The 16,081-nt window shown below is 70.5% G+C and carries 14 protein-coding genes and 1 pseudogene; 6 read left to right on the top strand and 9 right to left on the bottom strand.

What is annotated here, in order from left to right; all coding sequences use genetic code 11:
• Nucleotides 1-504: 504 nt before the first annotated feature.
• From ACYVOO_RS09170 to ACYVOO_RS09180, 3 genes are all read left to right on the top strand, one after another.
• The gene (locus ACYVOO_RS09170; RefSeq protein ID WP_461015132.1) at nucleotides 505-1,098 is read left to right on the top strand and encodes a hypothetical protein; all 594 of its coding nucleotides are present in this window, start codon (nucleotides 505-507) and stop codon (nucleotides 1,096-1,098) included.
• 110 nt (nucleotides 1,099-1,208) lie between these two features.
• On the top strand, nucleotides 1,209-1,394 hold the full coding sequence (locus ACYVOO_RS09175) for a hypothetical protein (RefSeq protein WP_461015133.1): 186 nt from the start codon (nucleotides 1,209-1,211) through the stop codon (nucleotides 1,392-1,394).
• A 161-nt stretch (nucleotides 1,395-1,555) separates the two neighbouring features.
• Entirely contained in the window at nucleotides 1,556-1,813 is a 258-nt protein-coding gene (locus tag ACYVOO_RS09180; protein WP_461015134.1) for a Thoeris anti-defense Tad2 family protein, read from the top strand.
• Between the two features lie 43 nt (nucleotides 1,814-1,856).
• On the opposite strand, the gene ACYVOO_RS09185 is transcribed toward ACYVOO_RS09180, so the two are convergent.
• Both ACYVOO_RS09185 and ACYVOO_RS09190 read right to left on the bottom strand, forming a co-directional pair.
• On the bottom strand, nucleotides 1,857-2,249 hold the full coding sequence (locus ACYVOO_RS09185; RefSeq protein ID WP_461015135.1) for a hypothetical protein: 393 nt from the start codon (nucleotides 2,247-2,249) through the stop codon (nucleotides 1,857-1,859).
• 261 nt (nucleotides 2,250-2,510) lie between these two features.
• Nucleotides 2,511-3,131: a TetR family transcriptional regulator gene (locus ACYVOO_RS09190; RefSeq protein WP_461015136.1), complete on the bottom strand. Its 621-nt coding sequence runs from the start codon at nucleotides 3,129-3,131 to the stop codon at nucleotides 2,511-2,513.
• Between the two features lie 124 nt (nucleotides 3,132-3,255).
• Between ACYVOO_RS09190 and ACYVOO_RS09195 the strand changes: the two genes are divergently transcribed.
• The gene (locus ACYVOO_RS09195; protein ID WP_461015137.1) at nucleotides 3,256-4,248 is read left to right on the top strand and encodes an aldo/keto reductase; all 993 of its coding nucleotides are present in this window, start codon (nucleotides 3,256-3,258) and stop codon (nucleotides 4,246-4,248) included.
• 31 nt (nucleotides 4,249-4,279) lie between these two features.
• Here ACYVOO_RS09195 and ACYVOO_RS09200 read toward each other — a convergent pair.
• Nucleotides 4,280-4,757: pseudogene (locus ACYVOO_RS09200) on the bottom strand (transposase); the annotation flags it as partial.
• A 192-nt stretch (nucleotides 4,758-4,949) separates the two neighbouring features.
• Between ACYVOO_RS09200 and ACYVOO_RS09205 the strand changes: the two are divergent.
• Entirely contained in the window at nucleotides 4,950-6,149 is a 1,200-nt protein-coding gene (locus tag ACYVOO_RS09205) for a serine hydrolase domain-containing protein (RefSeq protein WP_461015138.1), read from the top strand.
• Between the two features lie 217 nt (nucleotides 6,150-6,366).
• Here ACYVOO_RS09205 and ACYVOO_RS09210 read toward each other — a convergent pair whose 3' ends face one another.
• The 6 genes from ACYVOO_RS09210 to ACYVOO_RS09235 form a co-directional block, all read right to left on the bottom strand.
• A complete protein-coding gene (locus tag ACYVOO_RS09210; protein WP_461015139.1) occupies nucleotides 6,367-6,675 on the bottom strand; it encodes a class I SAM-dependent methyltransferase in 309 nt (102 codons plus the stop codon).
• Nucleotides 6,676-6,848: 173 nt separating this feature from the next.
• The gene (locus ACYVOO_RS09215; RefSeq protein WP_461015140.1) at nucleotides 6,849-7,424 is read right to left on the bottom strand and encodes a TetR/AcrR family transcriptional regulator; all 576 of its coding nucleotides are present in this window, start codon (nucleotides 7,422-7,424) and stop codon (nucleotides 6,849-6,851) included.
• A 41-nt stretch (nucleotides 7,425-7,465) separates the two neighbouring features.
• The gene (locus ACYVOO_RS09220; protein ID WP_461015141.1) at nucleotides 7,466-8,488 is read right to left on the bottom strand and encodes a TniQ family protein; all 1,023 of its coding nucleotides are present in this window, start codon (nucleotides 8,486-8,488) and stop codon (nucleotides 7,466-7,468) included.
• Nucleotides 8,457-13,403 (bottom strand): alpha/beta fold hydrolase, encoded by a 4,947-nt coding sequence (locus tag ACYVOO_RS09225; protein ID WP_461015142.1) that lies wholly within the window; start codon nucleotides 13,401-13,403, stop codon nucleotides 8,457-8,459. Before ACYVOO_RS09225 ends, ACYVOO_RS09220 begins: the two co-directional genes overlap by 32 nt.
• A gap of 291 nt (nucleotides 13,404-13,694) precedes the next feature.
• Nucleotides 13,695-14,774, bottom strand: a complete 1,080-nt coding sequence (locus ACYVOO_RS09230; protein ID WP_461015143.1) for an AfsR/SARP family transcriptional regulator — start codon at nucleotides 14,772-14,774, stop codon at nucleotides 13,695-13,697.
• Between the two features lie 458 nt (nucleotides 14,775-15,232).
• On the bottom strand, nucleotides 15,233-15,427 hold the full coding sequence (locus ACYVOO_RS09235) for a hypothetical protein (RefSeq protein WP_461015290.1): 195 nt from the start codon (nucleotides 15,425-15,427) through the stop codon (nucleotides 15,233-15,235).
• On the opposite strand from ACYVOO_RS09235, the gene ACYVOO_RS09240 reads away from it, so the two are divergent.
• On the top strand, nucleotides 15,377-16,066 hold the full coding sequence (locus ACYVOO_RS09240) for a LuxR C-terminal-related transcriptional regulator (protein WP_461015282.1): 690 nt from the start codon (nucleotides 15,377-15,379) through the stop codon (nucleotides 16,064-16,066). The genes ACYVOO_RS09235 and ACYVOO_RS09240 overlap by 51 nt on opposite strands.
• The last annotated feature ends 15 nt before the right edge of the window (nucleotides 16,067-16,081 follow it).

The raw sequence follows: 16,081 nt of genomic DNA on the forward strand, positions 1-16,081 counted from the left end.
CGAGACGGGCCTTCGGGGCTGACGAGGGTACTCCTGCGCGGTTGTGATGCTCGACCCTTGAGGAGCCTCGCGGGAGGAAATGCTCCAGGCCAGTGGCCGCTGAGGTGGCTGATGCGTCAGAGGTGCCGGTTGCCTCTTCGGCGAGTACGACCTGGTGGCTTTGGCTTCTCCTGCCGGGTTCCGGCTTATGTGCCACGGCGAACACCCCCCCCGGGCCCGCGAATCAAGTTGTGCCACCCGGCTCTCTGTACACAGTGAGCCGGAGCTGCGGGCCGGACCGGCGCCTTCACTACGGCGCCGCAGCCTGCCCCGCCCCGGGGCACCCCCGTACCGGTTACGCCCCGGCTTTGGTGGGTCGCGGGGTCATCGGTTCGTGAGTTTGGCGGTCGTCGGCCTTCGGGGTGGGGCATCCTCGGGCCTGGGCCTGGGCCTGGGCCTGAGACCGGGCGTTCGGGGGCCGGGCGTACGGCCGCCGGGGGCGGTACACGGTGATGCGGAGGACGTATGGGCTGGACGGACAGGGAGTTGGGGTCCTCGCACGAGGGCGCGCCAGTGGCGTTGTTGGCTGACGGGAGCGAGCCCAAGCCGGTCTACTTCGATGCCGGGAGCGGTGCCGGAGGCGAGGCCGTCTCCCACTGGTGGATCTACGACGGGACGCTGGGAGCGCCACTGGCTGCGTATCTGCGCGGCTCGTGCGCGTGCGGGTGGCGAGGAGAGAAGCGCTACCCGGTCGATGAAGCGGAGATGACCGACGATCCCCGTGGCATCGACACCACGGGTCCGTGCCAGGACTGGGAGCGGCACATCGAGGAGGTGCGGGGCCGCACCGTGCCGCTCCCCGAGGAGCTGGAGGATTCGCTGACGCGGGTGGAGCAGCAAGTCGCCACCCTGATGGGTGACGCGCCGCTGGCCGCGCTGAGGGCGCTGGCCGGTCTGGAGCGCATCGTCGGGAGCCTTGCTCCGGAGGCGGCGTACGCGGTGGAGGCGGACGAGCTGTCGTGGGAGACGGTCGCTGCCGCCCTGGGGCTGACCGAGGAGAAGGCCAGGAGTCGGCTGCTGCGCTACCAGCTCCAGGGCATGCGCTCCCGGGAATGGTGACGAACTGATTCAGTTCGTGGGCGAGCGAGTGGTGGTGCGTGGGGCAGCGGGAACCCTGGCGTCAGCCCGCGAACGGGCAGCCAGGGGATCTCGACCGGGTAGGTGTTGACGTGCTTCTCGTAGCCGCGGTGGGCCTTGCGCCGGGCCGGGAATGTCGGGGCGCCCGTGGTGTCGTCGAGAGCGGCCTGTACGACGACGTCGTCCAGCTCGGTGGCGCCGAGGAAGCCGACGGCCTTGCCGGGCGTATCGAGGACGAGGCCGACGACGGCCGTACGTACGCACGATGCCCCGGCTGACGACGTGTTCGCGGGCGAGGGCGCCGATGGGTCGACCCTCAGCTACGCCGTGGCACAGTGTCCGTCTTCTCTGGCCGTCCTTCGGGCCGACGCACTTACGCCAGCCGTCGTTCACGTCGCCTCCGGCGTTGTTCGAAGCGGAGAAGGTTACGGTGATGGTCATGGACTACTCGGACGCTCTGCGAGTAATCAAGGCCGGTGGGCGCGTCGCGCGGCGAAGCTGGGTCGAGCCCGGCAAGTACATCTTCTGGACCCCGGCGGCGACGGTGGAAACTCCGGACGGCAGGTGCGTTGAGCGCGTTGGGCACGCTCTGTTCTTCCGCCCGTTCAAGGGCGAGAACGGGCAGGTCGAGCCATGGCTGCCCAGTTTCGACGCGCAGGCCGGCGAGGACTGGTACGACCTGGGCACGGAGGGCTGAGTCCGTCGGCTCAGCTTTCGGTCTCCGCCTGTTCACGGGCCCGTCAGGCTTTCTGCTTGCGCAGGAGCCGTAGCGCTGACTGAAGGTCTCCGAGGTCTCGGTAGAGCTTGGCGCTGTCGTGCCGTACGCGGGCCGCGCGTTCGGCGGTGGGTACGGCGTTCGGATCGATCGCGGTCATGTGGTGGATCGCGCGGCGGGTGTTGCCCAGCAGATGCTGGATGCACAGTCCGTACCGTTCGACTTGGTCTGTCCTCATCGGCCCGGGGTGGTCGATCCAGGCGGCGACGGCGGGGCCCCGGGCCACCAGCGAACGCGCGTGCTCCCAGAGCGTGATGGCGTCTGCCTGCTGGTTGGTCTGAGCGGCCCCGTACGCGGTCTCCAGGAGCAGATGAGCGACGACGGGCCGGGCCCTTTCCTCTCCTTCGAGTTCTGCCACGGTCCGGTCCGCGAGCTGTCGGGCCCAGCGATGATGGCCACGTTGCCGGAAGACACCGACCTGTGCTCGTGCGGCCATGGCGTGTGCGAGAGGGTGCTGTGCACGTCGGGCTGCTTGGACCGCGCGGTCTGCCGTGATCCAGGACTCGTCGCGCCGCTCCTTGACGCTGACGGCTGTGCTGAGGACGTACGTGCGGGTGAGCAGTTCGAGACTGCGTCGCCCACCGTTGCGGGCAGGTCCCCTGCCCGAAACCGGCGTTACTCAGACCGCTCGGGGGAATAGCTGCTCGACTGCGGTCACCACCGCGGCACGGCGGGCGGCGGTGGTGGGGTCCACGGCGTGTGCGGCGGCGGCCTTGCTGAGTTCGGGTTGCGACGCCCAGGTCGTGGCGATCTGGTTGACCAGGGCGAGGACGTCGGCCGGGTCCCAGGCGGGGTCGAGCTGTCCAGCCTGCTGTACCTGGCGGAGCTGGTCGATTTTGCGGGCGATCACTGCCTGGTCGGGATCGTCGGCACCGGCTGTGGTGCCCTGCAGTTCGAGGCGGCCCCAGGTGATCAGGCGGTGGTGGTCCGGACGGGCGACGAAGTAGTCGAACAGGCGGCCCGCGTAGCCAGGGAGGTCGGACGGGTCCATCTGGGTGGCCTCGGCGATGACGACATACTCCCGTGCAGCAACAGCGGCATAAAGCGCGTCTTTGCTGCGGAAGTAGGCGTAGACGCGTTCTTTGCTGGTTTTGGCGAGCTTGGCGATGCGGTCCACGCGGGCGCCGGCGATGCCGTGGCCGGCGAACTCCTCCATGGCAGCGGCAAGGATGCGCTCGCGCGTGGTGTCGCCGCCGGCGGTGGGCCCGGCGGTCTGGCCGGAGTCGCGGGACTGGGGCATAGGCCCAGGATAGAGCACCGAACCGTTCGGTTTGGCAGTCGGGGTGATCGGCGCTACAGTCAAACAGAACAGTTCGGTTTGGCCTCTGCTGGTGAAACCGACGAAATACCGAGGGAGTGAACTCATGCAGCACCGCAATCTGGGCTCGCAGGGTCTGCGCGTCTCAGCGCTCGGCCTGGGGACCATGGGCATGTCCATGGCCTACGGCGCCTCGAACGACGACGAGAGCATCGCGACCATCCGCCGCGCCCACGAACTCGGCATCGACTTCTTCGACACCGCCGAGCTGTACGGCGCCGGTACCGGCAGTAACGAAATCCTCCTGGGCAAGGCAGTCCGCGACTTCCGCGACGAGGTGGTCCTCGCCACCAAGTTCGGCTTCGACATGACGACCCAGCCGCTGGGCTCCGGCTTCAACAGCCGCCCCGAGAACATCCGCAAGGTCGCCGAGAACAGCCTGCGCTACCTGCAGAGCGACCACGTCGACCTCTTCTACCAGCACATCTCCGACCCCACCATTCCGGTCGAGGAGGTCGCAGGCGTGGTCGGCGATCTGATCACCGAAGGCAAGGTGAAGTACTTCGGCCTGAGTAACGTCGGCCCCCAGTACATCCGACGCGCCCACGCCGTCACCCCGCTCTCGGTGCTCCAGTACGAGTACTCGCTCTTCGAGCGGGAGGTGGAGGAGGAGATCCTTCCCGTCCTGCGGGAGCTCGGCATCGGCTTGGTGCCCTACTCCCCGCTCGGCCGCGGCTTCCTGACCGGGGCGGTCAAGCCCGCGAGTGAATACCCCGCGGACGACATGCGCAGGTGGGACGAGCGCTGGCAGGGCGAGAACTATACTTACAACCTCCGCGCCACCGAACAGCTCAAGGAACTCGCCGCGGCCAAGGGCATCACCACCGCCCAACTCGCGCTGGCCTGGCTCCTCGCCCAGGGTCAGGACATCGTGCCCATCCCCGGCACCCGCAGTGCCAAGCGTCTCGATGAGAACGCCGGCGCGGACAGCGTCCAGCTCACTGACGCCGACATGGCCCACATCACCGAGATCCTCCCCGACGGCTCGGCGGGCAGCCGATACCCGGCCGCGACACTGTCCAGCTTCACCACCGACTGATCCCGCCGACGCCACAACGCCTCTCCACCGTTTATGTGGTGAGGCGCCGGTGACAGATGAGAGCGGTGGCTATGCCGACGAAGGCAAGGAAGTGCTCGGGCCTGCGTTCATAGTGGCGGTGTAGGCGACGGCATCCGCCAAGCCGGGAAACCGTACGTTCAACGACCCATCGATGACGGCCGAGCCGCTGCGAGGGCTCGATGCCCTTGCGGGCGATGCGGTGGGGTATGCCGCGGCTGCGGAGCCCTGCACGGATGCTGACCGAATCGATCGCGCACCGCGACCAGTCCAGCTCACCCCGAGCACCGAGCTCATCCAGGACCACGCGGTAGAGCCGGGCCCGGACCGGGTCCCGACTCCACTGTGCGAACCTCCGGTACACCGTCTGCCAGGCCGGACCGAACACCGGCGGGAGCTGCCGCCACGTACAGCCGGAGGTCGCGACGAAAGGTGATCGCGGCCAGTGCCTCGCGGTCACCGGCTCGACGCCGACCCCCGCCCTGTGGACGCTTCACCTCGGCGCCGCACTTGGCCTCACGCAAGGGGTCAGCCCCCTTACCAAGCGGGGGTTACCCCCATTACCTGCCGCGCCTCCACTGCCTAGCGTGATCGTCGTTCCCAGTTCTGATCGATTCGATGGAGGAACAGCGACAGTGAGGTACAGGCTTCGTCGGCGGGGTGGTCAGCAAGGGAAGCGCCTTGTGGCCCTGGCGACGGTCACCGCGGCGATTGTTTCGGGGATGATGGTGTCGGGAAGTGGGCCGGTCGTCGCGCACGCAGTGGAGGAGCCATCCGTTCGCAGTGCCACCGCGTCACTGCGAAGTGACCTCGAGAAATATCTGGACGCTCATGGCACTAAGGATCATTTCTCAGCGGTCTCCCTTCGGGTGACCTATGCCGATCAGCGACCTGATATCTCGGTCGATGCGGGGACGTCCCGCTACGGCGGTGGTCGACCGGTGAACAGCAAGGCGCTGTGGCAGATAGGCAGCAACACCAAGGCGTTCACGTCCGTGCTGCTGCTTCAACTGGAGGCCGAAGGAAAGCTGTCCATACGGGACAAGCTGGGGAAGTGGCTTCCCCAGTATCCGGCGTGGCGCGATGTCACCATCAAGCAACTGCTGTCGATGACCAGCGGCATCCCCAGCTACACCGAGCAGAATGCGTTCCTGAAGGATTTCGACGCTAATCCCTCCACGCGCTTCACGCTGGAGCGCCTGATGTCCTATGTGGAGGGCCTGCCACTGGGTCCCGCGAAGTACGAGTACTCGAATACGAACTACCTCCTCGCGCAGATGATTGTTGAACGAGCGTCGCACGATACTTACCATGAGCGGCTCGCCGAGCGCATCATCGAACCTCTCGGAATGAACGACACCTGCCTCCCCCCGAACTGCCCTCCGGGCACGGCTTCGCGCATGCCGACGCCGTACTCCACCCATTCCGTCCTGCCGAAGCATCTCAACAAGTCACTTCCTCGGCTCCGCCTTTCCTGGGCGCAGGGGGCGGGCGGCCTGGTGAGTTCACTGAGAGACATGACGGCTTGGGACAGGGCGCTGTACAGCGGTCGACTGCTGCCCTCAGCGCAGCAGCGCGAGCTGGAGTCCCTGATCTCGGCGAAGACGAGTAAGCCCATCAAGAGCGTCACGGCCGACGATCCCCTCGGTTTCGGGCTCGGTGTCGTGAAGTTCGCCCATCCTGTGGCCGGGACGGTCTGGGCCTATGAGGGGGCCACTTATGGAAACCGGGTGCTGCACATGTACTTCCCGAAGACTGGCATGATCATCGCAATTGCCGTCAACAGCGCCGTTGGCGAAGGGGACACGCTGCCCGACCTCGCCGGTACCGTCTACAAGACTCTTTCGGCACAGAAGGCACAGGCTCTCCCACGGCACCAGTAGCCCCGGAGTCAGCTGCGTGACTTCCAGGTGTCCGCTCACGCCTTTTGGGCTTGATCTTTGGCCTCGGGCGTCACTCGAGGCCAACGATCAGGCCCAGGAGGTGACTCCAACTCCCTTAGCCGGCACCGGATATGGGGTGGATGCTAGATGGGGAGAAGGTTGGTGACACCTTCCGTGATCACTCGGCGAATGCGGGGCGTGCGGGCGGACGGCGTCGTTATGCGGAGGTGGGGAGGGTGAAGCGGGCCAGGGAGAAGTCTTGGCGAGGGTGGTGTCCCTCGGCCTGCTTGATGAAGAGGTGATGTGCGCGTTCGCGTGCGGCGGGCTCGGCGTCCAGATAGGGCAGGTTGGCAACGCACGTGATCAGGTCGAAGCGGCCCGCGCTGAACGGGAGCCGGTGGGCGTCGGCGACCACGTAGGAGCAGTTGCCAGTCGCATGCGGAAAGGGACATCGAGACGCGGACCCTACAGGCGCCGCAGGGGGTTCCTCGTCGGGTACGGCGCGATGGTTGTCCAGTGCTGTCAAGTGAAAGTGCGGGTAAGTGGGCCAGGAAGGATGCGGGCAAGTTCGGCAAGCTGGAGCCGTGCCGTAGCCCGCGCGATGCGTGTCTGGGGCGCCGAACAGGACTGGCTGGCGCCGGAGCGATCAAGAAACGGGATTTCGTGGACCGCGTGGAACAAGCGTCATGGCCACCGCGGCTAGTGATCTGCCGTGATGGTGGCGAGGAGGGCTTGGGCCGTGGCGCGGGCGTGCAGGGCGTGGTCGGGGTCGCGGGTCATGGCGGCCAGGAGGAACGCGCCGTCCCACAGTCCTTGAAGCTGGGCGCCCATGGTGTCGGGGTCGGGGGCGTTCGCGTCCCGGGCCAGGTCCGTGAGCAGGACGCGGATGGCGGTCTTGTGGCGCAGGACGATCTCCGCGGCCGGGCTCTGGGCGCCGAGCTCGCCGTAGGCGTTGGTGAACACGCAGCCGCGGAAGTCCGGTTGCTGGAAGAACTGATGCAGCCAGGTGAAGATCCCCACGATCTTCGCGCGGGGTGTGTCGTAGGCGGTCAGGGCGTTGGTGAGGGCATCGCGGGCGGAGTGATCGCGGTGGTCCAGGTAGGCGGCAACCAGATCGTCTTTGGAGGGGAAGGTCTTGTACAGCCGGTTGAGGGGGACGTTGGAGGCGTCTCGGATGTGATGCATCGTTACCGCACGGATGCCGTGGGCGTGAAACAGCTCGTGGGCTGCGGCGAGGATCTGCTGACGGCTGGTCTCGGTGTCGACGGCGGCCACGGGCTTCGTCTCCCCTCTTGAGAATCACAGTTCTTGCCCCCCTAGTATCCTCTACTGAGAACGATGGTTCTCGCGGGGTGGTTTCTGACCCGCAGCCGCGAGCGCCGGCCGGGCCAACGGGGAGTTGCGGCCACCGGAGCGCGCCGGTCGGGCAGTACGGGGATGAGTCGGCCGCCATGTGCCGGCACCGGGGATGCGCCGCCCCGGAGGGGGACGGCGCAGGCAAGGGGCACGGTCACCGTGCGAGGAACCGTGAGGGGGCTCGGCCTGACCACGGCCGTAGCTCTGAACAGCCGGAACGACGGCGAGAAGCCACTCGTGAGCACATCCGCGCACGGGATGGGGCCGACAGGCCCCGCACGCGTCAACAAGGGGGAACCATGCTGGTGAAGAAGGCAGTAGCACGCGCGACGGCCGTCGCACTGATCGCGGCCGCAGGACTCACAGTCAGCACAGGCGCCGCCATGGCAGAGCAGGGCAGCGGTTCGCCGGGCGGCGGGCTTGCGCCGATGGGCGATGGCTCTGGTGCGCCCACTGGCGGGTTCGCGGCCCAGGGGGACAACGCTGGTTCGCCTGGCAGTGGTTGATGGGCGTGGTCGGGGAGTGTTGAGCATCCGGACGCTTGTGTCCAGTCGGTGGAAGCGTTGCACGAGCCGACGTTGAGCCATCAGCGCGAGCGCACGGCCGTCGTATTGGCGCAGAGTCATCGCGTGGAGTCGGCGGGCGGGAACGCCGGTGGCCCAGGACAGCCGCTCGGCTTCCTCGTCCGTGAGGTAGGTGGTGTAGTCCGGGGCAAGGCCGCTGCTGCTGGAGAGGGACGCGCCGGCGGCGGTGAGGATGCCGCGCAGATCGACCGCGCTGCGATGGGCCGGCGCCGCCAGCCAGGAATCGAGCGCTTCACCGGGCAGTGGTGATGAGGGCACGCCGTGCGGATCCGATCTCAGTGTCCACCGCAGACGCACTGCGAACGCTTCGGGACCTGCCTGGACGACACGGGCCGGCTCACCACCCGGCCGCTGCTGCGGCCCCCGGTCAGCGCACCCGCGCCGGGTCCCCCACCCCACCTTCCTGCCGCTGCGGGACCGTCTGGGACAGGCGTTCCACCGGCCCGCAGAAGTCCACCGTGTCGAGCTCGTCGCCCGCGAAGAAGCGCAGCAGGAGCTCTGCCGTCTCCTCGGGCCGTTCCACGACGAGCAGGTGGTCGGCGTCCCGGACGGTGGTGAACAGGGCGCCGGGGAAGGAGGCCGCGCACTCCCGGACGACGGCGGGCGGCGTGGTCCGGTCGTGTTCCCCGGTGAAGGCCAGGGCGGGCCCGGTGAACCCGGAGCCGGGCGCCCGCAGCTCCGGCATGCGGCGCTCCAGGGCGACGAGGTAGCGGGAGGCGTTGAGCGGGGCGGCCTCCCGCAGCGTCTTGTCGACGAGGAAACGGGCGGCCTCCCGGCCCCGTACGACCACGTCCGGATCGCCGCAGAGCGTCGTGGCGACGACCTGGTCCACGAACTCGTCGTAGCGCTCCTCGCGCAGCAGTTTCATCTGCGCCGCCACTTTGCCGCCGGCGTCGGGCCCGAAGGCGACGGCGGTCCCGACCAGGCCCAGGCGCCGCACACGCGCGGGGTGCCGGTGGGCGAACTCGTAGGCGACGGCGCCGCCGTAGGAGACACCGACCAGGTCCACGCGGTCGACGCCCACGTGGTCCAGGAGGTGGGCGAGGCAGTCGGCGAGGTAGGGGAAGTCCGCCTCCGTGAGGGCCTCCCCGGTACCGTCGGCCCCGGGCAGGTCGGTCATGACGACGGGTCCGCCGCCGCGCAGCAGCTGTTCGAGGCGGGGCAGGGCGTACACGTCCTGGAAGACGCCGCCGGCCACCAGGACGGGGACGGTGCCGGGGGAGAGGTCGCCGACGACGCGGTAGCTGTACCGCGCGCCGCCGTAGGTGACGTGCACGGCGTCGCCCGTGCCCCGGTCGTCGAGGAGCGCGGCGACGGAGGCGGCCGTACGGCAGCGCAGCACCCGGGCCCAGGAGATGTGCCGGCCGGTCCGCTCCTCCAGGCGGGTGTGCATCCGGGCCAGCCGCGGGGAGTCGCCGCCGAGGGCGAAGAAGTCGTCCTGGACGCCGATGTCCCGCAGCCCGAGGATCTCCCGCCACACCGCGAGGACGTCCTCCTCGGCGCCGCTGGCGGGGGCCGCGGCGGGGGACGGGCGGCCCACGGCGACCGTGCACGGCACCGGAACGCCGTGCCGGTCGGTCACGCGGACCCGTTCCAGCAGCGGGGCTGCCGTCCGCGCGTGCTCCGGGTCGGGGGTGCGGGCGACCACGCCGTGCACCGGGCGGGACGCGGCGGCGAGGTGGGAGCGGACGTACCGGCCGTCCGGGTCGACACCGGCGAGGACACAGGGCTCGGCCAGCGCGGCGCACACCCGCAGCGACGTCAGCGCCTGGGCGGTCTCCATCGGCGGATAGCCGAGGTCGGCACTCAGGCCTTCGGAGGCCGGGCCCCGGCTGATACCGCGCTCATGCCAGATGCCCCAGGCGATGCTCCGGCAGTCCAGGCCCTGTGCCCGCCGGTCGGCGGCGAAGGCGTCGAGCGCGGAGTTGGCGGCGGCGTAGGCGGCCTGTCCTGGCGCGCCGAACCTGCCGTACGCCGAGGAGAACAGCACGAGTGAAGCGCCGGGCCGCTCGCCGGTGAGCGCGGCGAGGGCGTGGGCGCCGGCCAGCTTGGCGGCGGCCGCTGCCGTGAGCCGGGCCGCGTCCACGTCGGGGAGGGCGGCCTCCTCCATGTGGCAGGCGAGGTGGAAGAAGCCGTCGGCCGGCGCCCCCCACCGCGCCTCCGCCTCCGCCACCGCCGCCCGGAGCCGCGCCGGGTCGGTGACGTCGGCCCGCGCGTACCGCACCCGCTCGGTGTCCGGGCGGGGCGCAGCCGAGCGCCCCAGCAGCAGGACGTGGGCGTCCCGGTCCGCGGCCAGGTGCTCGGCGAGGACGGCGGCGACGCCTCCGCCTCCGCCGGTCAGCACGTACCGGCCGCCGCGCACCGCGTCCGCCACCGGCACGGCCGTGCCCGGCGCAGGCGCATGCGCGGGTGCGAGCCGCGAGACCAGCCGTACCCCGCCGCGGTAGGCGGTACGGGGCTCACCGCACTCGGCGTCCAGCTCCGCCAGCACGTGACCGGTGGCCCCCGGGTCACCGGGCTCGACGTCCAGGCAGCGCACCCTCAGCCACGGCTGCTCGTGTGCGGCGCTCGCCGCCAGGCCGTGGACCCCGGCACGGGCGGCGCAGACCCGCTCCGCCGCGGTGACCTGCTCGGCGGCGGCGGTCACGACCAGCACGGAAACGGCCGGTCCGGGGGCAAGCGCGCCGGCGAGTGCGGGCAGCCAGGTCAGGCCCTCGACGTGCGCTTCCACCAGCTCCTGCCCCGTCGCGTACCGGGGGCGCGGCTTGGCCAGGCGGGCGTGCACCACCTGCGCCGGGCGCAGCCCGCGCTCCGCCAACCGCGCGGCGAGCAGCGCCACTTGGGCGGGGTCACCGGTGTCCAGGACGAACTCGTCGTCCGCCACGACAGCGAACCGGGCGCCGTGCCGCACCAGGACGACCCGCCGACCCCCTTCCCGTACCGCCGCCGCTACCTGCCCGCCGAGCCCGGGACCGGTCCGCACGGCGGGCCCGTCGCCCTCGCCCGCACCTGTACCTTCGCCGTCGCCATGGCCCTCGCTCCCGCCGATCACCAGGACGGGACCGGTGGGCGGCACCACCTCAGCGGGGGGCGGGAGCGCCGCCGGCGTCCACCGGGGCGTCAGGAACCACGCCGGCACCGTGGGACGCTCCTCGTCCAGCGTGCGCGCGAACTGTTCCGCCAGCTCCTTGCGCCGGATCTTCCCCAGCTCCGTCTTCGGCACCTCCTCGGGCCGGACGAAGACCACGAAGTCGGGGCGCAGCTCGAACGCCCGCAGCACGGTACGCGCGATCCGCTCCCTCGCCGCCGTCTCGTCAGCGCCCGGCGCCAGGACCGCGAAGAGCGCCAGCTTGTCGGAGGCGTAGTGCGGCAGCCGCAGGGGGCAGGCCGCCGTGTACGACCGTCGTACGCAGTCCAGCTCCTCCACCACGGCCTCGATCTCGTGGCCGTGGTGGGTGACGCCGTTGACGATGACGGTGTCCCGCAGCCGGCCCGTCAGGGTCAGCCGCCCGCCCCGCAGCAGAGCGCGGTCACCGGTGTCGAACCAGCCGTCGGCCGTGAACGCCGCCCGGTTCGCCGCCGCGTTCTCGAAATACCCCGAGGTGACCTGGGTGCCCCGGACCTGCAACAGGCCCTCGGTCCCCTCCGGCACGACCCGGCCCTCCCCGTCGACGACCCGCAGGCGCAGCCCGGCCACCGGCCGCCCCAGGTCGGTACCGGCGCCGTCACTGGCACTGTCACTGGCGCCGTCGCTCCCGTCGGGGGCGGCGTCCCCGGCCCCGGTGCCGCCCGGGAACCGGGCGTAGGTCACCCCCGACGAGGTCTCCGACATGCCCCACGCCGGCCACACGGCATCCCCGGCCAGGCCGTGCGGCGCGAGCAGCCGCAGGAAGGCCCGCACGGTGCGCCCCGCGACCGCCTCGCCGCCGTTGAGCAGCCCGCGCACCCGCGACAGGTCCCAGGAACGGTCCTTGCGCCGGGTCAGCTCCTCCACGACGAGGCCGAAGGCGAAGTTCGGCGCCCAGCTCACGGTGGCGCCGAACCGCTCCAGCAGGTCCAGCCAGCGCAGCGGATCGCCCAGGATCAGACGCGTCGGCGCGAACACCTCCGCGCACCCCGCCATCAGGTCCTTGAGGTGTGTCATCGCGATGCTGCCGCCGTGCTCCAGCGGCATCCAGTGCAGGGTGGTGTCGTCCGCCGTGTACGCCAGCGCGTCCAGCGTGCCGGCGGCCTCGGCGACGAGGGCACGATGGGTCAACTCGACGAGTTTGGGCGTCCCCGTGCTGCCGGAGGTGCACAGCCGCAGCGCGACCGCCTCCGGCGGCACCGCGGCCGCCCGCGCCGCGGGCAGCTCCCGGCACTCCTCGGGCGTCACCGTCCGCAGCCCCGGCCACGCCAGCTCCGTCAGCTCGCGCCGGTCGGCCTCCTCTACCAGCACCGCCGGCCGGTGCAGGGCCCGCCAGACGTCGTGCACGCGGCCGAGCCCGGGGGCGTCCGCCGCGTACGCCTCGGGCCGCGCCACCGGGGCCGCCACGAACCCGCCCAGCAGACACCCCCACAGACCGGTCAGGAACGCCCGGCTGGACGGCAGTTGCAGCAGAACGCAGTCGCCCGGCGACACCCCTGCCCGGCGCAGCCCGCCGGTCACCCGCAAGGCGTCGGACAGCAACTGCGCACAGCTCTGCACCTCCTCCGCTGTCCCGGTCAGATGCGTGATCGTCTGCTTCGGCCGCAGGGCCGCCGCCCGGCGCAGGACGTCCCCCGCTGACCCGGGCAGGCCGGGCGGCAGCGGACCGCCGTCCGCCAGCGACGGCGGAGCCGACGCGGCCGCCGCACCGTCACCCTCGGCGCGGTCCCCGGGAGCGGCCGTTCTGCCCGCCTTCTCCGGGACGGCCTGTGGCGGTACGCCGGTCACCGCATCCGGCGCGAGGGGCAGCTGCCCCAGCGGCTCGCGCACCGCGTCCCGGCCCACCGACAGCACACCGGGTCCGACCAGGCGGTCGGCCGTCCGCTGCCAGGCGCCGAGCAGATCGTCGTCCAGCACAGCGACCGGGGGACGCTCCCGTCCCCGCCCGGCCTCCAGGGCGCCGACCACGCACAGGGCGACCCGGCCCGGCTCCCCGCCCGCCAGCTCCGCCTCCAAGGCGGCCATGTCCAGCGGACCCCGCACCACGAGATGGACGACGGCGCGGACACCCCGCACCCCGGATCCGGCGAAAACCTCGCAGTCCTGCACGGAGCTGTGCTCCATCGCCCTGGCCCTGACCCCGGCCAGAAAACGCCGCTCGGCCGACAGATCGTCAGTACGTGACACGCCTACCCCCGACTCGAAGAAGGACGAGCGCCCGGCAGCCACGGTCTTCGGGCGTCTCGCGCAGACCCGATCAGGGTGGCGTCCCCCTCTTGCTCGACGCGCCGGGCGGCAACCCCTGCGGCCGGTCAAACCACCCGATGAGGTGAACGGGGGTCTGACAGGCAGGGCTCCCTTCACTTCGCCGAAGCCCTCAGCTCCGTGTCGGCCCTGTGTACGCCCCGCCCATGCCTCGAACCATGTGCCCGGCCTGCGACGCGGCACCGGTCGTTCCGCGGCCTTCGTCGTCGAAGGTCATGCGCGGCCCGGGCCGCGGTCGGCGCTCCTGCTGGTGCGGTAGCGCCGTGTCCGCACCCGCCTGGAGGTGTACCGCGCCTCACGTCGGCCCTTGGACGGTGGTGCGGCCGGAGCGAGCGGCCCCGGACCGGCCGCCGTGGCCCGCGGGTGGCCGGTCAGCATGCGCTGGAAGCCGGCCGGCAGCTCGTGTGGCGAGACGTGCTTGCGCCGTCCTGCCAGCAGGCTGCGCAACAGGGCCGCGCGCTCGCCCGTACCGGTCGGCCACGGTGATACGTCTCCGTCGCCACGTTCGGCCGCGTGCTGGTCCGCGCCGTCGGCGAGCAGCGTCTGGTGGAGCTGCCGCAGACCCGCCGCGGGGGCGATACCGAGTTCCTCGCTGAGCAGGCGCCGGCATCTCTCGTACTCCCGCAGCGCCTCGGCGGAGCGTCCGCAGCGCTGGAGGGCCAGGATGAGCTGTTCCCAGAAGTGTTCCTGCAACGGATCGCACGCCAGGGCCTGACGGAGCCGCGGCACGTAGGCGCCCGGATCGCCGCCGCAGAGCCCGTCGAGGCTGAGTGCGACGCGCCGGTGCAGCGCGCGCCGTCTCTCCTCCTCCAGCAGCGGTACCGCGCCCATCATCAGCTCCGGAGCGTCCACGTTCGCCAGCAGCGGCCCCCGCCACAGTTCCAGTGCGGAGTCCAGCGTGCGGCTCTCCCCGTGGGTGTCTCCCGCGGCGCGCAGTTCCGAGGCGTGTCCCAGCCGTGCCCGGAACTCGGTGGCGTCGACAGCCACGCGGGTACCACTCAGGGCGTAGCCTCCCCGCCCGCCCTCGATGAGGGATGTGCCGTCCCGGCCGCTTCCCTGGGCCGGGTCCAGGATCTGGCGCAGGCGTTTGATGTAACTGCGGATCGTCGCTCGTGGGGCCGTCGGCAGCTCGGTGCCCCATAAATACTCTGCGAGGTCCAGGACCGGCAGGGTCCGTCCGTGGTAAAGCGCCAAAGAGGTGAGCGCGATGCTCAGCTTTCCCGTCGGTATCTTCAGATGCCGTCCTCCGGACGTCACATCGAGTGCGCCCAGCAGGCGCACAGTGATTTCCATGTCATTTTCCCCCATCTTTTCTGGGCACGGCAGGCCAGGCTTTCCGATGGCCAATGCCTGGGCCCGGACGGCTCGCCCGGTACGCCACCACGCGGCTGCACCACACACGGGAGTGCGGGCACAGTCCCCACGTTCCCGGGGGTGCGGCGGGTTTCAAGGGGCTGAGTCTGCTGTTCTGACGTGAGCATTCCACCGTCGGACGTTGTTGTGCAGCCGTTCTTCCGCGCAACAACACACATTGCGGTGGCTGTGCGGGCCTCAACGTGTCTGCTACGGAAGTGCCACGGGCTCCCTGGAAGCTGAAGTCTCCTCGCAACAGCCGCTGTCGTACCGGCCCGCCGGTGAGTCAGGGCCCCGGACGGCAGGCGGCATGTCATTCCCGAGCGAAAAGGGGGCACTGGGATGAAGATGTCCGCGACTCGCATTGCGGTGATCGTCGACGAGCACGGGAAGACAGGTCAGAGGGCTGGTACGTCTGCCAGGTCCGGGGCCGTGACGCCGGAGACCGAGGGATCGCCTGGCGGCATCGCATGAGCGAAATGGCGCACGAGAATGCGGCCTTCTCCGGTCTCCACCGACGAAACCGGCCAGCCGTTCTTGCCGTGCCTCACGGTGCCCGAAGCGTCATCAGCGTCTTCCTGCTGGACGACCACGCGCTGTTCCGCGCGGGAGTTCGCGCAGCGGTCGAGGGAAGCCCGGACATGCGGATCGCGGGAGAGGCCGCCACGGAGAGAGAGGCGCTTGACGCATTCCGCTTCGGCCTCCGTCAGGGTCCGGACGTGATTCTCACGGATCCGGCCGCTGTGGGGATTCCCATGGCCGAATTCATCGGCAGGGCGGCAGAACTATTGGCCCCTCGCCCGGTGAGGGTGCTCATCGTCTCCACGGCCGACTCCGAAGCGGAGGTCGTCAAGGCGGTCCGATCCGGTGTGCACGGGGTCCTGGGGAAGTCCGCCGACCGCGATGAACTGATGCGCGCGATACGCACGGTGACGGGCGGGGGAGCGGTCTTCGGGCCGGCGGCAGCGGAGTGCTTGCGGCACTGCTTCACCACGACCGGCGACATCCGGGGGCCCGGGGCATTCCCGGAACTCACCCCGCGCGAGCACGAGGTGCTCGACCTGCTGGCGCGGGGCTGCCCGAACCGCGATATCGCACGTCGTCTCTTCCTCTCGGAAAAGACGGTACGCAACCATGTGTCCCACATCTTCGCCAAACTCGACGTGAAGGACCGGTCGGCCGCGACGGCCCGTGCCCGTGCGGCCGGTATGGGAGCCGGAAGCCCCGGCTGAACGCGGTCAGCTCGC

It is taken from the genome of Streptomyces daliensis, from assembly GCF_054782395.1.